This window comes from Streptomyces sp. NBC_00986 (genome assembly GCF_045162565.1).
In the GTDB taxonomy this organism is placed as follows: domain Bacteria; phylum Actinomycetota; class Actinomycetes; order Streptomycetales; family Streptomycetaceae; genus Streptomyces.
On record NZ_CP108733.1, the window covers coordinates 8,116,152 to 8,137,426 of the forward strand.

At 69.8% G+C, this 21,275-nt stretch carries 18 protein-coding genes and 1 pseudogene; 7 read left to right on the forward strand and 12 right to left on the reverse strand.

The window, feature by feature from the left end:
• Nucleotides 1-42 precede the first annotated feature (42 nt).
• The 5 genes from OG504_RS36320 to fasR all read right to left on the reverse strand — a co-directional run bounded on the left by OG504_RS36320 (nt 43) and on the right by fasR (nt 5,011).
• Nucleotides 43-1,314, reverse strand: coding sequence for a beta-ketoacyl-[acyl-carrier-protein] synthase family protein (locus OG504_RS36320; RefSeq protein WP_405993586.1), 1,272 nt, complete (start codon nt 1,312-1,314; stop codon nt 43-45).
• A 115-nt stretch (nt 1,315-1,429) separates the two neighbouring features.
• Nucleotides 1,430-1,678: an acyl carrier protein gene (locus OG504_RS36325; RefSeq protein WP_015660680.1), complete on the reverse strand. Its 249-nt coding sequence runs from the start codon at nt 1,676-1,678 to the stop codon at nt 1,430-1,432.
• 106 nt (nt 1,679-1,784) lie between these two features.
• Nucleotides 1,785-2,780 carry a ketoacyl-ACP synthase III gene (locus OG504_RS36330; RefSeq protein ID WP_033286875.1) on the reverse strand — a complete coding sequence of 332 codons (996 nt, stop codon included), beginning with the start codon at nt 2,778-2,780 and terminating at the stop codon, nt 1,785-1,787.
• A gap of 18 nt (nt 2,781-2,798) precedes the next feature.
• On the reverse strand, nt 2,799-3,716 hold the full coding sequence (locus OG504_RS36335; protein ID WP_405996531.1) for an ACP S-malonyltransferase: 918 nt from the start codon (nt 3,714-3,716) through the stop codon (nt 2,799-2,801).
• A gap of 89 nt (nt 3,717-3,805) precedes the next feature.
• On the reverse strand, nt 3,806-5,011 hold the full coding sequence (fasR, locus tag OG504_RS36340; protein ID WP_390159220.1) for a fatty acid biosynthesis transcriptional regulator FasR: 1,206 nt from the start codon (nt 5,009-5,011) through the stop codon (nt 3,806-3,808).
• Between the two features lie 986 nt (nt 5,012-5,997).
• Between fasR and OG504_RS36345 the strand changes: the two genes are divergently transcribed.
• Nucleotides 5,998-6,651: a pirin family protein gene (locus tag OG504_RS36345; RefSeq protein WP_405996532.1), complete on the forward strand. Its 654-nt coding sequence runs from the start codon at nt 5,998-6,000 to the stop codon at nt 6,649-6,651.
• A gap of 20 nt (nt 6,652-6,671) precedes the next feature.
• Here OG504_RS36345 and OG504_RS36350 read toward each other — a convergent pair whose 3' ends face one another.
• A complete protein-coding gene (locus OG504_RS36350; RefSeq protein ID WP_405993587.1) occupies nt 6,672-7,502 on the reverse strand; it encodes a serine hydrolase domain-containing protein in 831 nt (276 codons plus the stop codon).
• 19 nt (nt 7,503-7,521) lie between these two features.
• Nucleotides 7,522-7,989 (reverse strand): GNAT family N-acetyltransferase, encoded by a 468-nt coding sequence (locus tag OG504_RS36355; protein WP_405993588.1) that lies wholly within the window; start codon nt 7,987-7,989, stop codon nt 7,522-7,524.
• A gap of 97 nt (nt 7,990-8,086) precedes the next feature.
• Between OG504_RS36355 and OG504_RS36360 the strand changes: the two genes are divergently transcribed.
• Both OG504_RS36360 and OG504_RS36365 read left to right on the forward strand, forming a co-directional pair.
• A complete protein-coding gene (locus tag OG504_RS36360) occupies nt 8,087-8,548 on the forward strand; it encodes a MerR family transcriptional regulator (protein WP_405993589.1) in 462 nt (153 codons plus the stop codon).
• The gene (locus tag OG504_RS36365) at nt 8,545-9,561 is read left to right on the forward strand and encodes an aldo/keto reductase (RefSeq protein WP_405993590.1); all 1,017 of its coding nucleotides are present in this window, start codon (nt 8,545-8,547) and stop codon (nt 9,559-9,561) included. Before OG504_RS36360 ends, OG504_RS36365 begins: the two co-directional genes overlap by 4 nt.
• Before the next feature lie 53 nt (nt 9,562-9,614).
• On the opposite strand, the gene OG504_RS36370 is transcribed toward OG504_RS36365, so the two are convergent.
• The 3 genes from OG504_RS36370 to OG504_RS36380 all read right to left on the reverse strand — a co-directional run bounded on the left by OG504_RS36370 (nt 9,615) and on the right by OG504_RS36380 (nt 12,480).
• Nucleotides 9,615-10,460: a DUF4429 domain-containing protein gene (locus tag OG504_RS36370; protein WP_405996533.1), complete on the reverse strand. Its 846-nt coding sequence runs from the start codon at nt 10,458-10,460 to the stop codon at nt 9,615-9,617.
• A 58-nt stretch (nt 10,461-10,518) separates the two neighbouring features.
• On the reverse strand, nt 10,519-11,751 hold the full coding sequence (locus OG504_RS36375; protein ID WP_405993591.1) for an alpha/beta hydrolase: 1,233 nt from the start codon (nt 11,749-11,751) through the stop codon (nt 10,519-10,521).
• 93 nt (nt 11,752-11,844) lie between these two features.
• Complete coding sequence (locus OG504_RS36380; RefSeq protein WP_405993592.1) at nt 11,845-12,480, reverse strand: TetR family transcriptional regulator; 636 nt, start codon at nt 12,478-12,480, stop codon at nt 11,845-11,847.
• An 83-nt stretch (nt 12,481-12,563) separates the two neighbouring features.
• On the opposite strand from OG504_RS36380, the gene OG504_RS36385 reads away from it, so the two are divergent.
• Both OG504_RS36385 and OG504_RS36390 read left to right on the forward strand, forming a co-directional pair.
• Nucleotides 12,564-14,183 carry an MFS transporter gene (locus tag OG504_RS36385; protein ID WP_405993593.1) on the forward strand — a complete coding sequence of 540 codons (1,620 nt, stop codon included), beginning with the start codon at nt 12,564-12,566 and terminating at the stop codon, nt 14,181-14,183.
• Between the two features lie 389 nt (nt 14,184-14,572).
• The gene (locus tag OG504_RS36390) at nt 14,573-14,851 is read left to right on the forward strand and encodes a small hydrophobic protein (RefSeq protein ID WP_405993594.1); all 279 of its coding nucleotides are present in this window, start codon (nt 14,573-14,575) and stop codon (nt 14,849-14,851) included.
• 1,307 nt (nt 14,852-16,158) lie between these two features.
• On the opposite strand, the pseudogene OG504_RS36395 reads toward OG504_RS36390, so the two are convergent.
• Nucleotides 16,159-16,887: pseudogene (locus OG504_RS36395) on the reverse strand (potassium channel family protein); the annotation flags it as partial.
• Between the two features lie 125 nt (nt 16,888-17,012).
• Nucleotides 17,013-19,760: a pyruvate dehydrogenase (acetyl-transferring), homodimeric type gene (gene aceE / locus OG504_RS36400; protein ID WP_405993595.1), complete on the reverse strand. Its 2,748-nt coding sequence runs from the start codon at nt 19,758-19,760 to the stop codon at nt 17,013-17,015.
• Between the two features lie 429 nt (nt 19,761-20,189).
• Here aceE and OG504_RS36405 point away from each other — a divergent pair, with 429 nt between their 5' ends.
• Both OG504_RS36405 and OG504_RS36410 read left to right on the forward strand, forming a co-directional pair.
• Nucleotides 20,190-20,627 (forward strand): DUF3052 domain-containing protein, encoded by a 438-nt coding sequence (locus OG504_RS36405; RefSeq protein WP_019060358.1) that lies wholly within the window; start codon nt 20,190-20,192, stop codon nt 20,625-20,627.
• Between the two features lie 138 nt (nt 20,628-20,765).
• Entirely contained in the window at nt 20,766-21,224 is a 459-nt protein-coding gene (locus OG504_RS36410; RefSeq protein WP_318016088.1) for a peroxiredoxin, read from the forward strand.
• The last annotated feature ends 51 nt before the right edge of the window (nt 21,225-21,275 follow it).

The following is a 21,275-nucleotide window of genomic DNA, read 5'->3' on the forward strand; positions in this document are numbered from 1 at the left end:
CCAATACCCAGGGGGCGGGCCACACACAGTTCAGCAACCGCCTCAGACCGTCCGGAACGCCAACACCACGTTGTGCCCACCAAACCCGAACGAGTCGTTCAGAGCGGCAATCCGCCCCTCGACCGGCAGCTTCCGAGCCTCCCCGCGAACAACATCCGCGTTGGCCTCGGCCTCCGGGTCGAGGTTCTCGACATTGATGGTCGGCGGAGCGATCCGGTTGTACAGCGCGAGCACGGTGGCGACCGACTCGACACCCCCCGCACCACCCAGCAGATGCCCGGTCATCGACTTCGTGGCCGAGACAGCCATGTGGTCCGCGTCGTCACCGAACACCTTGCGCAGGGCCTTGAGTTCGGCCACGTCACCCGCCGGCGTGGACGTCGCGTGCGCGTTCACGTGCACGATCTCCGCCGCGTCGAGGTCGGTGTTGGACATCAGGTTCCGCAGGGCCTGGGAGATGCCACGCCCCTCCGGCTCCGGCTGCACGATGTCGTGGCCGTCGGCGGAGATGCCCTGCCCGACCGCCTCGGCGTACACCCGGGCACCGCGCTTCGCGGCGTGCTCGGCGGACTCCAGGACGAGGACACCCGCGCCCTCGCCGAGGACGAAGCCGTCGCGGCCGGTGTCGTAGGGACGCGAGGCGCCCTGCGGGTCGTCGTTGTTCTTGGACATCGCCATCATGTTGCCGAACGCGGCGATGGGCAGCGGGTGGATCGCCGCCTCCGTGCCACCCGCGACGACGACGTCGGCGCGGCCGGTGCGGATCATCTCGATGGCGTAGCCGATGGCCTCGGCGCCCGACGCGCAGGCGGAGACCGGCGTGTGCACGCCCGCGCGGGCGCCCACGAGCAGACCCACGTTGGCGGACGGGCCGTTCGGCATCAGCATGGGGACGGTGTGCGGGGAGACGCGGCGTACGCCCTTCTCCTTCAGCACGTCGTACTGGTCGAGCAGGGTCGTCACACCGCCGATGCCGGAGGCGATGACGGTGCCCAGCCGGTCGGGGTCGACGGCGGGGTCCTCACCGGCCTTGTCGGTGAAACCGGCGTCCGCCCAGGCCTCCTTGGCCGCGATCAGCGCGAACTGCGCCGAGCGGTCCAGACGGCGGGCCTGCGGACGCGGGATCACCTCGGAGGGGTCCACAGCGGCCGGCGCGGCGATACGGACGGCCTGCTCGGCGGCCCACTCCTGCTCCAGGGGCTTCACGCCGGACTTGCCGGCGACCATGCCTTCCCAGGTCGAGGCTGCGTCGCCACCCAGCGGTGTGGTTGCGCCGATACCGGTGACGACCACGGTGCGATTGGTCGGGCTCACGGGAATTCTTTCTCCAACGGTACGAGGATTAAGCGGCGCCACCGCCGGGTGGCGGGGCCATGCAGCCGGGCCTATGGGGCGGCTCGGACCAGGTGGTCCGGGCCTATGAGGTGGCTCAGGCCTGGTGCTTGAGGATGTAGTCGGTCGCGTCGCCGACCGTCTTGAGGTTCTTGACGTCCTCGTCGGGGATCTTGACGTCGAAGCGCTCTTCGGCGGCGACGACGACCTCGACCATGGACAGCGAGTCGACGTCCAGGTCGTCGGTGAAGGACTTGTCCAGCTGGACGTCCTCAACCGGGATGCCGGCGATCTCGTTCACGATGTCGGCGAGACCGGCGACGATCTCTTCCTGAGTGGCGGCCATGTCAGGCGCTCCTTCTTTGTGATCCAGAGGGTGTGGCGTTGCCCGCCGCGGCAGCGGCGGGTGAGTTCTGCCGTACCGGATCCGATGATGATCCGGCACGGAGTGCCTAGGGGAGGGTAACGACCGTCGCGGCGTACACGAGACCCGCCCCGAAGCCGATGACGAGCGCGGTGTCGCCGCTCTTGGCCTCGCCGGTCGCCAGAAGCCGCTCCATAGCGAGCGGAATCGAGGCGGCCGAGGTGTTGCCGGTGGTGCGTACGTCACGCGCGACCGTGACGTGCTCCGGCAGTTTCAGCGTCTTCACCATCGAGTCGATGATCCGCTCGTTGGCCTGGTGGGGAATGAAGACATCCAGGTCGTCCGGGGTGATCCCGGCCGCGTCCAGCGCCTGCTGGGCGACCTTCGCCATCTCGAACACGGCCCAGCGGAACACCGCCTGGCCCTCCTGCGTGATCGCAGGGAACTTGCCCGTGCTGTCGTACTCGGTCCACGGCACGGTCTGCTTGATGGTGTCGGACTTGTCGCCCTCCGAACCCCACACGGTCGGACCGATCATCGGCTCCTTGGCGGGGCCGACCACGACCGCGCCCGCGCCGTCACCGAACAGGAAGGCCGTCGCGCGGTCCTCCAGGTCGGTCAGGTCGGACAGCCGCTCCACGCCGATGACGAGCACGTACTCCGCGCTGCCCTCGACGACCATGCCCTTCGCGAGGGTGAGGCCGTAGCCGAAGCCCGCGCAGCCCGCCGAGATGTCGAACGCGGCGGCCTTGTTCGTGCCCAGCTTGTCGGCGATCTCCGTCGCCACGGCCGGGGTCTGCTTGAAGTGCGAGACCGTGGACACGATCACGCCGCCGATCTGCTCGGCGGTGATACCCGCGTCCGCGATCGCCTTGCCGGACGCCTCGATGGACATCGCGGCGACGGTCTCCTCGTCGTTCGCCCAGTGCCGCGTCTCGATGCCCGAACGGGAGCGGATCCACTCGTCGGACGAGTCGATCGTCTCCAGGATCACCTCGTTCGGGACGACACGGACCGGACGGTAACCGCCCACACCGAGGATGCGCGCGTACGGTGCGCCCTTGCTCGGCTTGATCTTCGACATGTTCGTACGGCTCCTTCTTCAGGCGTTGGCGTGCTCGGCGATGAGCTCGCGGGCCGCGTCGAGGTCGTCCGGGGTCTTCAGGGCCAGCGTCTTCACGCCGGGCAGGGCACGCTTGGCGAGGCCGGTCAGGGTGCCGCCGGGGCACACCTCCAGGAGCGCGGTGACGCCGAGCTCCTTGAAGGTCTCCATGCACAGGTCCCAGCGGACCGGGTTGGCGACCTGGCCGACCAGCCGCTCCAGCACCTCGGCACCGGTGGCGACGGTCCTGCCGTCCTTGTTCGAGACGTACGTGATCGTCGGGTCGCCCGGCGTCAGTTCCTGCGCGGCCTTGGCGAGCGTGTCGACCGCCGGGGCCATGTGCCGTGTGTGGAACGCGCCGGCCACCTTCAGGGCTACGACCCGTCGCACGCCCTCGGGCTTGTCGGCCTCCAGGGCGGCGAGCTGCTCCAGCGTGCCGGCGGCCACGATCTGGCCCGCGCCGTTCACGTTCGCCGGGGTCAGGCCCAGCTTCTCCAGGTGCGCGACCGTCGTGTCCGGGTCGCCGCCGAGCAGCGCGGACATCCCGGTCGGGGTGATCGCGGCAGCCTCGGCCATCGCCAGACCGCGCTTGCGTACGAGGGTCAGGGCGGCCGTGTCGTCCAGGACGCCCGCGAGGACGGCGGCGGTGATCTCGCCGACGCTGTGACCGGCGACGGCACCCGGTGTCACGTCACCGAGGGCGGCCGCGGAGACCAGTCCGGCGGCGACGAGCAGCGGCTGGGCGACGGCGGTGTCACGGATCTCGTCCGCGTCGGCGTCCGTGCCGTAGTGCACCAGGTCGAGGTCGGCGGCGGCCGAGAGGGCACGCAGACGGTCCTCGACACCGGGGAGGTCGAGCCAGGGGGTCAGGAAGCCGGGCGTCTGGGCGCCCTGGCCGGGAGCGACGAGTACGAGCACTCTCACACTCTCTCTTGGGGACGGGCACGGCCGCCCGTGGGGACAGGGACGAAGAACGGGAAGGGGTTTTGTGGAGCCCCGACAAAAGGCTAGTTCTGGGGATCTCCATCGGCCAGACGTCCCAGGATCAGCGCGATCCGCAGCGTGAACGCCGACCGTACATCCGACGGCGACCAGCCGGTGACGTCAGTCACACGTCGAAGCCGGTAGCGCACGGTGTTGGGATGGACGAACAGCATCCGCGCGGCACCTTCGAGGCTGCTCGCCTGCTCCAGATAGACACTGAGCGTCTCCAGGAGCGCGGACCCGGCCTCTTCAAGTGGTCTGTAGATCTCCTCCACCAACTGGTCCCGGGCGCTGGGGTCACCGGCCATCGCGCGTTCCGGAAGCAGGTCGTCCGCCAGTACCGGGCGCGGGGCGTCCTGCCAGGCGGAGCACGCCTTGAGCCCGGCGGCGGCGGCCTGCGCGGAGCGGGTGGCGGCGAGCAGGTCGGGCACGATGGGGCCGGCGACGACGGGTCCGGCGGCATAAGGCCCGATCAGCGACTTGGCGACGGCGAGCGGGTTGTCGCTCCCACCGGCGATGACGACGAGCCGGTCCCCGAGCACCCCGGTGAGCACTTGGAGCTTGGCGTGCCGGGCGGCCCGCCGAATCGCCTCGACGGTCAGCTCACTGTCGCCGTCGGGAGCGGTCCCCAGGACGACACAGACATGCTCGGGCGAGTTCCACCCGAGCGCGGCGGCCCGGCTGACGGCCCCCTCATCGGCTTCCCCACTCAGCACGGCGTTCACGACGAGGGACTCCAGCCGGGCGTCCCACGCGCCGCGGGCCTCGGCGGCCTGCGCGTACACCTGGGCGGTGGCGAAGGCGATCTCCCGGGCGTAGACGAGGAGCGCCTCGCGGAGTACGGACTCGTCGCCGGGGGCGGCGACTTCGTCGATGGCGGACTCCATGACCTCGATGGTCGTCCGCACCATCTCGACGGTCTGCCGGAGCGTGATGGCGCGGGTCAGCTCACGGGGAGCGGTTCCGAAGACATCGGTGGAGATGGCCTGCGGCGCGTCCGGGTGCCGGAACCACTCGGTGAACGCGGCGATACCGGCCTGCGCGACCAGCCCGATCCAGGAACGGTTCTCCGGTGGCATCGCCCGGTACCACGGCAGCGTCTCGTCCATGCGCGCGATGGCCTGGGCGGCGAGACTCCCGGACGACTGCTCCAGCCGCTTCAGAGTCGCCGGGTGCGAGTGGGCACGGGGCAGGGGGCCTGCGGGTCTGCTGGTTTCGGGTTCGGGCACGGGACAAGACTGCCTTATCCGGGCGGGGCTGTGCGGTGCGGGTGGCTGCGCCGGGCTTTTGGAGGCGGGTACGGGGGCGGGCTTACGGTGCCGGGTGTGTGGCCGGGGTTGGGGTTGGCGTACCTGGGCTGGGGGTGAGGTTGGCGTACCTGGGCCGGGGTTGGGTGGGCCGGGACTGAGGTTGGCGTACCTGGGCCGGAGTCGCGGGTGCGTGGGCCGGGGTCGGGTTGTCGTCCCTGGACCGGTGTCGCGATTGCCTGGGCCGGTGTCGCGGTCGCCGTCCCTGGGGGCTCCGCCCCCAGACCCCCAAGCCTATGCCCACCCACCACCCGACTCGGTGGGTTGGAAGGTGGGCCATGGGCAGGCTCGGTGGGTCGGGGGTGGGCCCGTGTTCGACTCGGTGGGTGGCGAGGTGGCCGCGGGCTGGCTCGGTGGGTGTGCCGGTGTTCGGCTCGGTGGGTTTGGAAGTGGGCCGCAGGTTGGCTCGGTGGATTGAGGGGTGTACCGGCGCTCGGCTCGGTGGATTGGGAGGTGCAACCGCGTTCGGCTCGGTGGGGCGAGGGGTGTGCCAGCGCTCGGCTCAGTGGGTGGGGTGGTCCGGCGTTGGACCCGGTGGGTTTGGAGGTGGGCTACGGGCTGGCCCGGTGGGTTGAGAGGTGTACCGGCGTTCGGCTCGGTGGATTGGGAGGTGCAACCGCGTTCGGCTCGGTGGGGCGAGGGGTGTGCCAGCGCTCGGCTCAGTGGGTGGGGTGGTCCGGCGTTGGACCCGGTGGGTTTGGAGGTGGGCTACGGGCTGGCCCGGTGGGTTGAGAGGTGTACCGGCGTTCGGCTCGGCGGGTCAGGAGGCGCAGCCGCAATCGGCTAGTGGGGCAGGAGACGCACCCGCGCCCCACTCGATACGCCGAGCGGTACACCCGCACTCGCCCCGCTCCGCCCACCCGCCGTTGGGATCAGCCCCGCCCCCCAGGGCTACCGTTGTCCCCGTGATGGACGTACGGCGCTCCGGCGAGCGCTACCCAGGGGGTGACCCGCAGGCCGGGATTCAGTCGTGGCATGCCTTTTCCTTCGGGCCGCACTATGACCCCGACAACCTGCGGTTCGGCGCGATCATCGCGTGTAATGAGGAACGGCTCGCTCCTGGTGCCGGTTTCGACGAGCACCCGCACAGCCACACCGAGATCATCACCTGGGTAGTGGAAGGGGAGTTGAGCCATCGCGACTCCACGGGGCATTTGACGCGGGTCCGGCCCGGTGACGTCCAGCGCCTCAGCTCGGCGGCCGGCGTTCGGCACGTCGAGCGGAACGACGCCGACAGCCCCCTGACCTTCGTGCAGATGTGGCTCGCCCCACTGGAGCCGGGTGGCGAACCGTCGTACGGGATCGTGCACGGCATCGCCGACTCCACGCCGTACGCGGTGCCGGAGGCCGGCGCGATGCTGCATGTGCGCCGGCTCGTACCCGGTGAACGCACGGCCGTACCGGACGCCGTGCATGTGTACGTCCATGTGGTGCGCGGTGAAGTGGGCCTGGGCGGGGAGAAGTTGGGGCCGGGGGATGCGGCCCGGATCACGGACGCGCGGGATCTGGTGGTGGAGGCGGCGGCTACCGGGGCCGAGGTGTTGATGTGGGAGATGACCTAGCGCCGGAGAGCCAACGCCCGTCAGTGTGGGGAGAGTTCGGCCAGCACCGCGTCCGTGAACGGTGGCCACGCCTCCACCGCCCACGGTCCGAACGCCCGGTCCGTCAGGGCGACGCAGGCCGCGCCCGCGGCCGGGTCGACCCACAGGAACGTACCGGACTGGCCGAAGTGACCGAACGTGCGCGGGGACGACGAACTCCCCGTCCAGTGCGGGGACTTGGAGTCGCGGATTTCGAAGCCGAGGCCCCAGTCGTTGGGGTTCTGGTGGCCGTAGCCCGGGAGGACGCCCTTCGTGCCGGGGTACTGGACCGTCATCGCCTCGGCGACCGTGCGGGGGTCGAGGAGGCGGGGGGCCTGGACTTCGGCGGCGAAGCGGAGGAGGTCCTCGACCGTCGAAACGCCGTCCTTCGCCGGGGAGTTGGCGCCTTCCATCGTCGTCGACGTCATGCCCAGGGGGGCGAGGACCGCCTGGTGCAGGTACTCCGCGAACGGGATCTCCGTCGCCTTCGCGAGGTGGTCGCCGAGTTGCTCGAAGCCCGCGTTCGAGTACAGACGGCGCTGTCCGGGCGGGGCCGTCACGCGGTGTTCGTCGAAGGCCAGCCCCGAGGTGTGGGCGAGGAGATGGCGGACCGTGGAGCCGGGCGGGCCCGCCGGTTCGTCCAGCTCGATCGCGCCCTCCTCGTACGCGACGAGGGCGGCGTACGCCGCGAGCGGCTTGGTGACCGAGGCGAGCGGGAAGCGGTGGCCGGCCGGGCCGTGGGCCCCGAGGACGGTCCCGTCGGCTCGTACGACACCCGCGGCCGCGGTCGGTACCGGCCAGTTCTCGATCAGCGCGAGGCTCTGCAAGGACATGCCGCCGAGCCTAAGTGGTTCAGAGCATGAGCCCCATCATGGGGTCGGGCTTGCGGGTGAAGCCGAGGGACGCGTAGAGCGGCTCGGCGTCGGGGGAGGCGGTGAGGAGGACCTGGCCCGCGCCGCGCTCGCGGAACCACTGGAGCAGCTCCTCCATGCACGCGCGCGCGTACCCCCGGCGCCGCGCGTCCGGGTCGGTGGCCACGCTGAAGACGAACCCGGCCTTCCCCTGCGGGTTCTCCGCCTTCCCGATCCGGTAGTCCACCGTGCCGACGACCAGGGCCGCCAGCGATCCCGGCCGATCGGGGTGGTCCACGACGAACGCCCCGAAGTCCTCGTCCGACGCGAGCCGCTTCCGCAGCGTCGGCAGGGACTCCGCGTGCCAGTCCGTACCGGGGTCCGAACCCGGCAGCGCGTCGATCATCACCTGGCGCAGTCGCAGCAGTTCGGCGGCATCGTCGGGGGCTGCCCGTCGTACGAGACTCATGTCCCGCACGCTATCCACCGCACCCCTGGCGCGTCCCGTCGATTTCTTACCGGTTCCGCTTGCTTCGAGTGCACTCCAAGGCCATAGCGTGGTGGCCATGACGGTGATGGAGACCACGGGTACCAGTACCGACACTTGCGCGGGCCCGCCGCAGGGCGAGCGGCGTCCGGACGGCGAGGACAGCTACACGATCAGCGAGGTCGTCGCCTTCACCGGCCTGACGGCACACACCCTGCGCTGGTACGAGCGCATCGGGCTGATGCCGCACATCGACCGCTCGCACACCGGCCAGCGCCGCTACAGCAACCACGACCTCGACTGGCTCGACCTCGTCGGCAAGCTCCGCCTGACCGGCATGCCGGTCGCCGACATGGTCCGCTACGCCGAGCTGGTCCGCGAGGGCGACCACACCTACGGCGACCGCTTCGACCTGCTGGAGGCGACCCGCCGCGACGTCCTGGCCAGGATCGCCGAGCTGCACGACACCCTCGCCGTACTCGACCGGAAGATCGCCTTCTACGGCGAGGCCCACGCATACGAGAAGGAGAAAGCCGGATGACCGACACCCCGATCCCGACCGCACGGCTCGGCGCGGCCGGCCCCGAGGTCGGCGTCCAGGGCCTCGGATGCATGGGCATGAGCTTCGCCTACGGCCCCTCGGACGCGAAGCAGTCGCAGGCCGCCCTGGACCGCGCGTTCGACCTGGGCGTGACCCTGTACGACACGGCGGACGCGTACGGCCAGGGAGAGAACGAGCGGTTCCTGTCGCCGTTCTTCAAGGCGCACCGCGACCAGCTCGTCATCGCCACCAAGTTCGCCCTGTCGATCCCGTCCGGCGAGCCCACCCGGCGCGTCATCCGCAACGACCGCCCGTACATCCGCCAGGCGGTCGAGGCGAGCCTCAAGCGCCTCGGCGTCGACGTCATCGACCTCTACTACATGCACCGCCGCGACCCGGCCGTCCCCATCGAGGACACCGTCGGCGCGATGGCGGAACTGGTGGCCGAGGGCAAGGTGAAGCACCTCGGCCTGAGCGAGGTCACGGGTGCGGAACTGCGGACCGCCCACGCCGTCCACCCCATCGCCGCCGTCCAGTCGGAGTGGTCACTGTTCAGCCGCGACGTCGAGATCAGCCTGGTGGGCGCCGCGGCCGACCTGGGCGTGGCGGTCGTTCCGTACTCACCCCTCGGCCGAGGCTTCCTCACGGGTTCGTTCTCGAACGCCGACCAGGACCTGACAGAGGGCGACTACCGCCGCACGCAGCCCCGCTTCACCGGCGAGAACGCGGCCGCCAACGGCGCGCTCCTGGAGCCGGTGCGGACGGTCGCCGAGGCGCACGGGGCTTCGCTGGGCCAGATCGCCCTGGCCTGGGTCCAACAGCGCTCCCAGGTCCACGGCCTCCCGGTCATCCCGATCCCGGGCACGACCAAGCCGGGCAGGGTGGAGGAGAACACGGCGGCGACAGCGATTGTCCTGACGGACGAGGAGCTGACCTTGCTGGAGCCGATCGCGGGAAAGGTGGCGGGGGACCGCTACGCGGACATGACCTTCGCCTCTTCCAGCAGGGAGTAGGGCAAGCTTTAGGGGCGCGGGGAACTGCGCGACCAGCCCCCACCGGCCCGCAGTCAAAGTTCTGCCAGCAGCTCCGCTTTCTTCACGGAGAACTCCTCATCCGTCACCAGCCCCGCCGCATGCAACTCACCAAGGTGCCGGATCCGCTCCGCGATGTCCCCAGGATCACGCCGAGCGACCGGCACCACAGCCACAGACCGCCCAGACCGCACCGCCGTAAGCACCGCCGCCGCGAACGGCAGAGACTCGTGCACAGGCCCATACCCGAGCCCGAACACCACGGCGGCCGGATCCTGATCGACCGGCAGAAGCGACTCGGCCCCGCGCAACAGCCGTAGATGCCCCTCAAAGACTTCGGGCGACCGCCACTCGACCCCGTTCAGGTCGGCGATCGCGAAGCTCTGGTCGCCGGCCTTCCACTTCGCGGACGACGCCCCCGTCCAGAACCACCGGAACGACACGGTCTTCCCGTCGAAGGACGCCTTCCCGTCGTACGCCTTGAACCGCAAGGGCACCTCGGGCGCGGCCACCACGAACCGCTCGGCAGGGCCCTCCGGCTTCAGCTGCGCCCGCAACTCGTCGGCGTAGTACTCGGCGAGCGTCTCGCGCTCGGCGGGCAACACCAGCCGATAGGGATCGCAGCTCTCCTTCAGCTGACCCGCGGCCGCCTCCATCAGCGGATCGGCACCCGGCCGGGGCACCGCGCGGAGCACGACCGTGCCGCGCCGGCCGGGCGTGAGCGCCACCGCCTCGATCGCCTCGAAGGGGATCCGGCGTTCACCGAGCGCCTGAAATAGCTTGGGTGTTCGAATGCCACGTTCGTAACGGATGACCACGGAGTCGGACTCGAACTCCCAGGCGGCATGAAATCCGGCCAGTACGTCACCCATGCGGCTCATCGTAGGCGGCACACGCTCCTCCGTCCCATCCCCGCGCAGACCGCACTTCCTGCTGTTTCTACGCGCGTCCGGCCGCCGAGGCGCCGGACAAACCCTCTCGGCAGGTGTCACCTTCGTGCGCGCACGTCACCGAGCGGTACGCGCCAACCCCGATGTCGGCGAAGTTGGCGAGACTGTCGGTGCCCGCCGCGAAGTAACCGGTGTGACCCTCGGCGTCCTTCGCCGACAGCACGCGCGCACCGAAGGCGTTCGACACCGGGTCCTCGCCGTGCCCGAGGCCGCCGACCTCCATGTACGGCACGTCCTGGATCCAGTCGTCGGCGTCCCGCATCGCCCACACCCGCGCCCGCGTGTGCAGGTGGGAGGCCTTGGAGGTGCGCATCCCGGGGCTGCCCGCCACCGCGATGTCGGTCACCCGCGCCGGCAGCTCGTGCGCGGCGACCCCGCACACCACCGAGCCGTAGCTGTGGCAGAACAGCGCGACCTGCGAGGTCCCGGGCAGCGCTTGCACCAGCGCGTTCAGCCGTACGGCGCCTGCCTCGGCGCGTCCCGCGGTGGCCGAGTCGATGCCGAGGCCACCGGGGGAGGTGTAGTCGGCCCAGGCGATGACCGCCGTACGTGTGCCGGTCGTGTCCGTCGCTGACTTCGCCGTGTTCTCGGCCACGTACAGGTTCTGGGCCATGCCGACCGGTGCCGAGTAGTTCTTGTTCGTCTTCTGGAACGTGAGCAGGTCGGTGTCTACGCCGGGGACGATGACCGAGACGCGCTGAGCGGTGTCCAGGTCGCCGAAGACCTCGGCGATCCGGCCCGAACCCTCGGGGTCGAAGGCCAGGATGTGACGGCCCTCGGTCATCAGCGCCTCGAAGCGGTGCATGAGGCGGCCCGCGTCCTGCTGGCCCAGCGGCGTGAGGCGGTTGTCGTGCATGCGCTTCTTCTCGACCTTGCGCTGCTGGTCGAGGGCGACGCGGTTGGCGCGGTAGCGCAGCGAGACCGGGGCGCCGTTCATGTTGCCGACCGCGAGCGGGTAGCGGTGCGCGAGGCGCGTCCGCTGCTGCGCGGTGAGCGAGGCGAAGAACCGGGCCAGCCGGGTCGGGGAGGCGTCCGGGTCGGGCAGCTCGCGCCCGTTGATGTGGCCGTGCTCCCATGCGGAGAGGGAGGTTTGGAGCGCCGTTTTCCCGGGGTGGCTGCGGACCGCGGTCCAGCCGGTGGTCGCCAGCATCACGAACACCACGGCCAGCGCGGCCAGTGCGCGCCAGGCGTTCAGCGTGGGGGAGGAGTCGAAGGAAGTCACTGGGAGGACACACTAGGAGAACGAGAGGGTCTCGCGTTAACCGAGTGATGGGGATCACGTTTCAGTGGGGCGTGACGAGAAACTCAGTACGACTCACCTCGTACGGCTCGTGCGCCAGTTCCCGGCGAGCGCAGGTCCCACCCCGTCCAGGTAGTCGGCGGTCAGCTCGCGCATCGCCTCGATGCTGAGGTCGTCACCCGCGATCCACATCCGCTCCACCACCCGCATCACCCCGCCGAACACGGCCACGACCAGCCGCGGCCGGGGGTCCGTGTCCACGTCGAGCCCCTCGCGCCGGGCGATGATCTGCGCCAGCTCCTCCTCCAGCTCCTGCGAGCGCCGCAGATGCGCGGCGAGCAGCGCGGGCGTCGACTCGATCACGCGGTAGGTGCGCATGTGCAGGTCCAGCGGTACGACCTGCTGGATCGCCTCGTTGATGGTGTCCCAGCTCTCCAGGACGGCCCGGCGCAGTGCCTCCAGCGGGGCCTCGTGCGGCGGGCGGGCGCGGACGGCCGTGATGAAGTGCGTCTCCGTGAGCCGGGGCACGAAGAACGCGGCCTCCTCCTTGCTCGCGAAGTAGCGGAAGAAGGTGCGCTGCGAGACGTCGACGGTCTCGGCGATCTCGTCGACGGTGGTCCGCTCGTAGCCCTTGGTGGTGAACAGTTCGAGCGCGGCGTGCAGCAGCGCGTCCCGCGTACGGGCCTTCTTGCGCTCGCGCAACGTCTCCATGCTGTTCTCCTCGCGATTGTTGACAGTCGCCGACATCTGAACCTGTTTGTCAACTGTCAGTGGCTGACATTAGCCTCGCGCGTATGACTAGTCAGACCACCATCAGCGCGACGGGGCCGGGGGACAAGGCACCAGCCACCCCGTCCGACCCGACGCCGTCCACGGGGCTGCGCGGCCATCCGTGGTTCACCCTCATAACCGTCGCCGTCGGCGTCATGATGGTGGCCCTCGACGGCACCATCGTCGCCATCGCCAACCCGGCCATCCAGAAGGACCTCGGCGCCAGCTTCGCCGACGTCCAGTGGATCACCAACGGCTACTTCCTCGCCCTCGCGGTCTCCCTCATCACCGCCGGCAAGCTCGGTGACCGCTTCGGCCACCGCCAGACCTTCCTGATCGGCGTGAGCGGCTTCGCCCTCGCGTCCGGCGCGATCGGCCTCTCGCACAGCATCGCGTTCGTCGTCACGTTCCGCGTGCTCCAGGGGCTGTTCGGCGCGCTGCTGATGCCGGCCGCGCTCGGTCTGCTGCGGGCCACCTTCCCGGCCGAGAAGCTCAACATGGCCATCGGTCTGTGGGGCATGGTCATCGGTGCCTCCACCGCGGGCGGCCCGATCCTCGGCGGCGTGCTCGTCGAGCACGTCAACTGGCAGTCGGTGTTCTTCATCAACGTGCCGGTCGGCGCCATCGCGCTGATCCTCGGCCTGCTGATCCTCCGGGACCACCGCGCCGAGAACGCGCCGCGCTCCTTCGACATCCTCGGCATCGTGCTGCTCTCCGGCGCGATGTTCTGCCTCGTCTGGGCCCTCATCAAGGCGCCCACCTGGGGCTGGGGCTCCGGCACGACCTGGACGTTCCTCGCCGTGTCGGTACTGGGCTTCGCCCTGTTCGCCTTCTGGGAGCAGAAGGTCGCGGAACCCCTCATCCCCCTGGGCCTGTTCCGCTCGGTCCCGCTGTCCGCGGGCGTGGTCCTCATGGTCCTGATGGCGATCGCCTTCATGGGCGGCCTGTTCTTCGTGACGTTCTATCTGCAGAACGTGCACGGTATGAGCCCTATCGACGCCGGTCTCCACCTCCTCCCGCTGACCGGGATGATGATCGTCGGCTCACCGCTCGCCGGCGCGGCGATCACCAAGCTCGGCCCGCGCATCCCGCTGGCGGGAGGCATGGCGGCGACCGCGATCGCGATGTACGGCATGTCCACCCTCACCTCGAACACCGGCAGCGGCGTCATGTCGATCTGGTTCGCCCTGCTGGGCTTCGGCCTAGCCCCGGTGATGGTCGGCGCGACCGAGGTCATCGTGGGCAACGCGCCCATGGAGCTGTCCGGTGTCGCCGGCGGTCTCCAGCAGGCCGCGATGCAGATCGGCGGCAGCCTCGGTACGGCCGTCCTCGGCGCCGTGATGGCCTCCCGCGTCGACAGCGACCTCGCCGGCAACTGGACGGACGCGGGCCTGCCCAAGCTCACCCAGCCCCAACTCGACGCGGCCGCCGAGGCGGTCCAGGTCGGCGTGGCCCCGGTCGCGCCGAACACCCCGGAGACGATCGCCGCGAAGATCACGACGGTCGCCCACGACACGTTCATCTCCGGCATGAGCCTGGCCTGCCTGGTCGCGGCCGGCGTAGCGGTGGTCGCGGTGTTCGTCGCGCTCCTGACCAAGCGCGGCGAGAACGCGGAGGCGGGCGCGGGGGCGGCGCACATCTAGGGCCTGTACGGCCTGCTGGGCCTGTCCGGCGGATTGGATCGCAGGAAATCGGCGGGGTTCGACCGGCGCCGGTGAGTGACGACGATGCCGCGGATATGTGTGCCGGACCCGCGTCTGCGGCATGGTCCGCCGAACAGGTCCTAACCCTGATTCGGGCCGAGTTCGCCTATCAGGATGACTCCGCTAAAGATTCCTGGCACTCGGCACGCGCCGCAGGTCACAGTGGGTCAAGTCCTCCGCAGGGCAGGGGGGACGGGGTGGTCTGCGGCGCGCTGCCGGAGGGGGGCAGCGCGCAAGCAGGCTTTTTTTGCGTGTACGCGGGTATCCGGTCGTCGTAACCGAAATTCGCTGAACCGGCCGAACTGGCCCGGACGCCCAGGGAGTTGACGATGACGGGCTTCGGCAACGGAACGCGCAGGAACCCCCGCTCGCGTGGCCGCATGGGGTCAGGGAGCGGGCCGGACCGCGCGACGCTCGGCATCATCGGCCTGGTCTGCGCGATAGCGGGCTTCTTCACCCTGGGAATCCTCCTCGGCCCGATCGCCGTGGTCTGCGGCTGGCTGGCCATGGGCCGCAGGTGGACGGGCTCCCGCCGAGCGATGGCCCTGGTGGCCCTGATCCTGGGCGCGATCGACACGGTGGCGGTGGTCATGTGGACGTTCTTCTGAGCGCGGGCTGAGCGGATCTGCTTCTGAGCGGATGCCCGTCCGAGCCAAGTGGATGCCCGTCCGAGCCGAGCGGATGCCCGTCCGAGCCGAGCCGGAGCTTCTGCTGAGCCGAGGCCGAGGGGACCTTCTCCTGGGCCACGGCTGAGCGGATGTCGCTCTGGCTGAGGCTGGGCGGATCTTCTTCCGGGCGGAGGCGAGGTGGAGCTTCTTCTGAGCCAAGGTCGAGCGGACGTTCGTCTGGGTCAGCGCCGGGTGGCCGTTCCCTCGAGCCGAGGTCAAGCGTGCCTTTCCTTGAGCCGCGGCTGAGCGGCCGTGGGCTCTGGGCTGAGGCTGGGTGGACGTTCTTCTGCGCCGAGGCCAAGCGTGCCTTCCCCTGAGCCGCGGCTGAGCGGATGTCGATCTGAACCGGAGTTGAGCGGACCTTCTGGGCCAGGGCTGAGCGTCCGTTCCCCTGAGCCGCGCCTGAGCGGACGCCTTCTGAACCGCGGCTGACGGGACAACTCGTCCCCGGCCGCCAGCGGAACCCCACCGCCTCCGTCCCGGAGAGCCGCTGCCCCGCCCCGGACGGGACCACCGCCTCCGCCCCGGAGGACCGCTGCCCCGCCCCGGACGGGACCACCGCCTCCGCCCCGGAGGACCGCTGCCCCGCCCCGGACGGGACCACCGCCTCCGCCCCGGAGAGCCGCTGCCCCGCCCCGGACGGGACCACCGCCTCCGCCCCGGAGAGCCGCTGCCCCGCCCCGGACGGGACCACCGCCTCCGCCCCGGAGAGCCGCTGCCCCGCCCCGGACGGGACCACCGCCTCCGCCCCGGAGAGCCGCTGCCCCGCCCCGGACGGGACCACCGCCTCCGCCCCGGAAGACCGCTGCCCCGCCCAGAGAGAACTACCGCCCCGCCCCGGAGGGCACCGCTTCCGACGACCCGGAGGGATCCGCTTCCGACGCCACAGACAGGTCCGCCACCTCTGCCCCGGAGCCGGCCACCACCCCCGCGGAGCCAGCCACAACCTCTGTCTCAGAGCCGACCATCACCCCCGCCCCGGAGCCGGCCGCCACCCCTGCGGAACCAGCCACCACCTCTGTCTCAGAGCCGACCATCACCCCCGCCCCGGAGCCGGCCACCACCCCCGCGGAGCCAGCCACCACCTCTGTCTCAGAGCCGACCAACACCCCCGCCCCGGAGCCGGCCGCCACCCCTGCGGAGCCAGCCACCACCTCTGTCTCAGAGCCGACCATCACCCCCGCCCCGGAGTCGACTGCCGTTCCTGCCCCAGAGCCGGCCGTCCCCCCTGTCCCAGAGCCAGCCGCCACCTCCACCCCCGACAACGCCGCCACCTCCTCCCGCAACGCCCGCACCTCCTCCGTCAGCGCCTCGATCGCGAGGGTCTGGCGGCGTTCCTCCACGTCGTCCTTCTCGAAGCGGGCGATGAACCACGTGGCGATGTTCGCGGTGACCACACCGAGCAGCGCGATCCCGGAGAGCATCAGGCCGACGGCGATCATCCGGCCGAGGCCGGTGGTCGGGGCGTGGTCGCCGTAGCCCACCGTCGTCATCGTGGTGAAGGACCACCACACGGCGTCACCCAGCGTCCGGATGTTCCCGTTGGGGGAGTCGCGTTCGACCGAGAGGACCGCCAGCGAACCGAACATCAGCAGGCCGATCACCGCGCCGGCGACGTACGTCGTGAGCTGGATCTGCGAGGCCATCCGTGCCCGGCGCCCGACGAGTATCAGCGTCGACACCATGCGCAGGAGCCGTAGCGGCTGCAGTATCGGCAGCACGACCGCGCACAGGTCCATCCAGTGCGTCCGCACGAACCGCCGGCGGTTCCGGGACATCGCCAGCCGCATCAGATAGTCGGCGGCGAACGCCCCCCACACCACCCACTCGACCACCGTGCACACCGTCGTCAGCCGGTGCCCGGCGGTCGAGTCCACGATCGGCACGGCATAGGCCACGGCGAACCCCACCGCGAGCGCCAGCAGGGGCCGTTGGGTGCGTTGTTCCCAACGGGCTTGTGCCGATGGTTCGTTCATGACGGCATGTTAGGTGGAGGGGAGCGCCCCGACGGGCGCCCGAGAATGTGGGCGCCCCGAAGGGGCCGCCCTTCAGGGGCGCGGGGAACTGCGCGACCAGCCCCCACGCACCCGCAGGCAAAAAACTACGCATCTCCTCCAGCCGCACCAGGATCAGCCGAGGAAACATCCAGCAACTGGTACCGATCAACCGCCTGCTTCAACACGGACCGGTCGACCTTCCCCTCCCGGGCCAACTCCGTCAGCACGGCCACCACGATCGACTGCGCGTCGATGTGGAAGAACCGCCGAGCCGCCCCCCGAGTGTCAGCGAACCCGAACCCATCAGCCCCCAACGACTGATAAGTGCCGGGCACCCACCGCGAGATCTGGTCGGGAACCGACCGCATCCAGTCCGAAACAGCCACGAACGGCCCCTCCGCCCCGCTCAACTTCCGCGTGACATAAGGAACCCGCTGCTCCTCCTCGGGATGCAGCAGATTGTGCCGCTCGACCTCGACCGCCTCGCGCCGCAGCTCGTTCCAGGAGGTCGCGGACCAGACGTCGGCCCGCACGTTCCAGTCCTCGGCGAGGATCCGCTGCGCCTCGATCGCCCACGGCACCGCGACCCCGGACGCCATGATCTGCGCCGGAACCGTCCCCGAAGCGCCCTGACTGATCCGGTGGACGCCCTTGAGGATGCCCTCCACGTCGACGTCCGCGGGCTCGGCCGGGTGCTGGATCGGCTCGTTGTAGACGGTGAGGTAGTAGAAGACGTCCTCGCCGTGCGGGTGTTCCGCGTCCGAGCCGTACATCCGCCGCAGCCCGTCCTGCACGATGTACGCGATCTCGTACGAGTACGCCGGGTCGTAGGCGACACACCCCGGGTTGGTCGACGCCAGCAACTGCGAGTGCCCGTCCGCGTGTTGCAGACCCTCACCGGTCAGCGTCGTACGACCCGCGGTCGCGCCCAGTACGAAACCGCGCGCCAACTGGTCGGCCATCTGCCAGAACTGGTCACCGGTGCGCTGGAAACCGAACATCGAGTAGAAGACGTAGACCGGGATGAGCGGCTCGCCGTGCGTCGCGTACGCCGAACCCGCCGCGATCAGCGAGGCCGTGCAGCCCGCCTCCGAGATGCCGTCGTGCAGCATCTGGCCGGTCGGCGACTCCTTGTAGGCGAGCAGGAGTTCACGGTCCACGGACTCGTACTGCTGGCCCAGCGGGTTGTAGATCTTCGCGCTCGGGAAGAACGAGTCCATGCCGAACGTGCGGTACTCGTCCGGCGCGATCAGCACGAACCGCCGGCCGATCTCCTTGTCCCGCATGAGGTCCTTGAGCAGTCGTACGAACGCCATGGTGGTGGCGATCGACTGCTGGCCCGAACCCTTCTTCACACTCGCGTACGTCTTGTCCTCGGGCAGCGCCAGCGGCTTCGAGCGGACGACACGCGTCGGGACGTAGCCGCCCAGCGCGTTGCGCCGGTCGTGCATGTACTGGATCTCCTCCGAGTTCCGGCCCGGGTGGAAGTACGGCGGCGCGCCGGACTCCAGCTCCTGGTCGGTGATCGGCAGGTGCAGCCGGTCGCGGAAGCCCTTGAGGTCGGCGACCGTCAGCTTCTTCATCTGGTGCGTGGCGTTGCGGCCCTCGAAGTTGGGGCCCAGCGTCCAGCCCTTGACCGTCTGGGCGAGAACGACGGTCGGCTGGCCCTGGTGCTGCTTGGCCGCCTCGAAGGCCGCGTACACCTTCTGGTGGTCGTGCCCGCCGCGCCCCAGGTGCAGGATCTGGTCGTCGGTCATGTTCTCGACCATCGCGCGCAGCCGGTGGTCGTGCCCGAAGAAGTGCTCGCGGATGTACGCGCCGGTCTCCGTGGCGTACGTCTGGAACTGGCCGTCCGGCGTGGTGTTGAGCTGGTTGACCAGCACGCCGTCGCGGTCCTGGGCGAGCAGTGGGTCCCAGGTGCGGTCCCAGACCAGCTTGATGACGTTCCAGCCGGCGCCCCGGAACTGCGACTCCAGCTCCTGGATGATCTTGCCGTTGCCGCGTACCGGGCCGTCGAGCCGCTGGAGGTTGCAGTTGACGACGAAGGTCAGGTTGTCCAGGCCCTCGCGCGCCGCGATCGACAGCTGGCCGAGCGACTCCGGCTCGTCCATCTCGCCGTCGCCGAGGAACGCCCACACGTGCGACCGCGACGTGTCAGCGATCCCGCGCGCCTCCATGTAGCGGTTCATCCGCGCCTGGAAGATCGCGCCGAGCGGGCCGAGGCCCATCGACACGGTCGGGAACTCCCAGAAGTCCGGCATCGACCGCGGGTGCGGGTACGAGGACAGCCCGTACGGCGCCTTCGACTTCTCCTGGCGGAACGCGTCCAGCTGCTGCTCGCTGAGCCGGTCCAGGAGGAACGCGCGGGCGTAGATGCCCGGCGAGGCGTGCCCCTGGAAGAAGATCTGGTCGCCGCCGTCGCCCTGGTCCTTGCCCCGGAAGAAGTGGTTGAAGCCCACGTCGTAGAGCGAGGCGGAGGAGGCGAACGTGGCGATGTGGCCGCCGACGCCGATGCCGGGACGCTGGGCCCTCGACACCATCACCGCGGCGTTCCAGCGGGTCGCGTTCAGGATCTTGCGCTCGATCTCCTCGTTGCCGGGGAAGAACGGCTCGTCCTTGGTGGCGATCGTGTTGACGTAGTCCGTGCTGCGCATCTCGGGCACGGCCACGCGCTTCTCGCGGGCCCGCTCGATCAGCCGGAGCATCAGATAGCGGGCCCGCTCACGGCCGCGCTGGTCCACGGCGGCGTCGAGCGAGTCGAGCCACTCCTGGGTCTCTTCGGGATCGAAGTCAGGAACCTGACTCGGAAGGCCGCCAATGATGATCGGATTGCGATCGGATCCGGAAGCCACGCTGTTCCTTACCTGTCAGAGGGAGCTGTGTGAGGGGGCTGTCTGAGGCTGATGGGGACCTGATGGGGGCTTATTGAGGCTTATAGGCGCTGGATTTCCATGGTTCCGCACCGTTCCCCATGGTCTACCGCAGGACGGCAATCGTCATCTCTACCGTGAGGTAACCGTGACTCGTTTAGCAAAGTCATTCGAGTCGCGTACCCTCGGAGGGTTCTCAAACGTGCAAACCGGGCAGAACGCTGTGGTGTACGTCACCGGCGGCCGCGATAGCGTGCCTGGAGTTGCGGCGACACGGCCAGGATCGTCACCGTTTCGGCGTTCCGAATCGCCGGGTACTTGCGCGATCCGGCCCGTCCGTGTGGACTACGGCCAATGCTTCGCGCACGCGCGTGGCTGGACATTCATCAAGACATGATCAGGAGGCAACCCGTGAGCGCGACCGCGGACCACGCGGAGGAGCGGACGAACCCTGCCGTCAGGCTGGGGTTCCAGCCCGAGCAGGTGGTCCAGGAGATCGGCTACGACGACGACGTAGACCAGGAACTCCGCGAGGCCATTGAAGAAGTCATCGGCAGCGACCTGGTGGACGAGGACTACGACGACGTCGCCGATGCCGTGGTGCTGTGGTTCCGCGACGAGGACGGCGACCTGACCGACGTGCTGGTGGACGCCATCTCGTACGTCGAGGAGGGCGGCTCGATCCTGCTGCTGACGCCGAAGACCGGCCGTGACGGCTACGTCGAGCCCAGCGACATCTCGGAAGCCGCCACGACCGCGGGCCTTTCCGCGGCCAAGAGCGTCAGCGTGGGCAAGGACTGGAGTGGCAGCCGGCTGGTGACGCCCAAGGCAGCCAAGTCCAAGAGGTAGTCGCCGGAGGTACCTCGATCGTTGAATCCCGGACGGGCTGGCCATGCCAGCCCGTCCGTCCGCATGCGGTGATCGCTGCGTAGGGTGGTCGCAGGGTGGACTCACCCGAACAGCCCCACCGAAGGGATGCAGGACGACATGGCGATCCAGGTCGGCGACAAGGCCCCCGATTTCGAGCTCAAGGACAACCACGGCGCCACCGTGAAGCTGTCCGACTTCCGGGGCGAGAAGAACGTGGTGCTGCTCTTCTACCCCTTCGCCTTCACCGGCGTCTGCACCGGCGAGCTGTGCTCCCTGCGTGACAACCTCCCGCAGTTCACCGACCGCGACACCCAGCTCCTCGCGGTCTCGAACGACTCCATCCACACCCTGCGCGTCTTCGCCGAGCAGGAGGGCCTGGAGTACCCGCTGCTCTCCGACTTCTGGCCGCACGGCAACACTTCGCGTGCCTACGGCGTCTTCGACGAGGACAAGGGCTGCGCCGTGCGCGGGACCTTCGTCATCGACAAGGAGGGCGTCGTGCGCTGGACGGTCGTGAACGGCCTGCCGGACGCGCGGGACCTCAACGAGTACGTGAAGGCGCTCGACAGCCTGTGATTGTTAGGTTCCAGAGCCTGCGAGGGTCGGGAACCCGTCACTAGGATCGAG

What these genes read in the sequence shown, in the direction of transcription:
- OG504_RS36325 (WP_015660680.1), bottom strand. Translation starts at nt 1,678, where the DNA reads ATGGCCGCCACTCAGGAAGAGATCGTCGCCGGTCTCGCCGACATCGTG.
- OG504_RS36330 (WP_033286875.1), bottom strand. Translation starts at nt 2,780, where the DNA reads ATGTCGAAGATCAAGCCGAGCAAGGGCGCACCGTACGCGCGCATCCTC.
- OG504_RS36345 (WP_405996532.1), top strand. Translation starts at nt 5,998, where the DNA reads ATGGACGTACGGCGCTCCGGCGAGCGCTACCCAGGGGGTGACCCGCAG.
- OG504_RS36350 (WP_405993587.1), bottom strand. Translation starts at nt 7,502, where the DNA reads ATGTCCTTGCAGAGCCTCGCGCTGATCGAGAACTGGCCGGTACCGACC.
- OG504_RS36355 (WP_405993588.1), bottom strand. Translation starts at nt 7,989, where the DNA reads ATGAGTCTCGTACGACGGGCAGCCCCCGACGATGCCGCCGAACTGCTG.
- OG504_RS36360 (WP_405993589.1), top strand. Translation starts at nt 8,087, where the DNA reads ATGACGGTGATGGAGACCACGGGTACCAGTACCGACACTTGCGCGGGC.
- OG504_RS36365 (WP_405993590.1), top strand. Translation starts at nt 8,545, where the DNA reads ATGACCGACACCCCGATCCCGACCGCACGGCTCGGCGCGGCCGGCCCC.
- OG504_RS36370 (WP_405996533.1), bottom strand. Translation starts at nt 10,460, where the DNA reads ATGAGCCGCATGGGTGACGTACTGGCCGGATTTCATGCCGCCTGGGAG.
- OG504_RS36380 (WP_405993592.1), bottom strand. Translation starts at nt 12,480, where the DNA reads ATGGAGACGTTGCGCGAGCGCAAGAAGGCCCGTACGCGGGACGCGCTG.
- OG504_RS36385 (WP_405993593.1), top strand. Translation starts at nt 12,564, where the DNA reads ATGACTAGTCAGACCACCATCAGCGCGACGGGGCCGGGGGACAAGGCA.
- OG504_RS36390 (WP_405993594.1), top strand. Translation starts at nt 14,573, where the DNA reads ATGACGGGCTTCGGCAACGGAACGCGCAGGAACCCCCGCTCGCGTGGC.
- OG504_RS36410 (WP_318016088.1), top strand. Translation starts at nt 20,766, where the DNA reads ATGGCGATCCAGGTCGGCGACAAGGCCCCCGATTTCGAGCTCAAGGAC.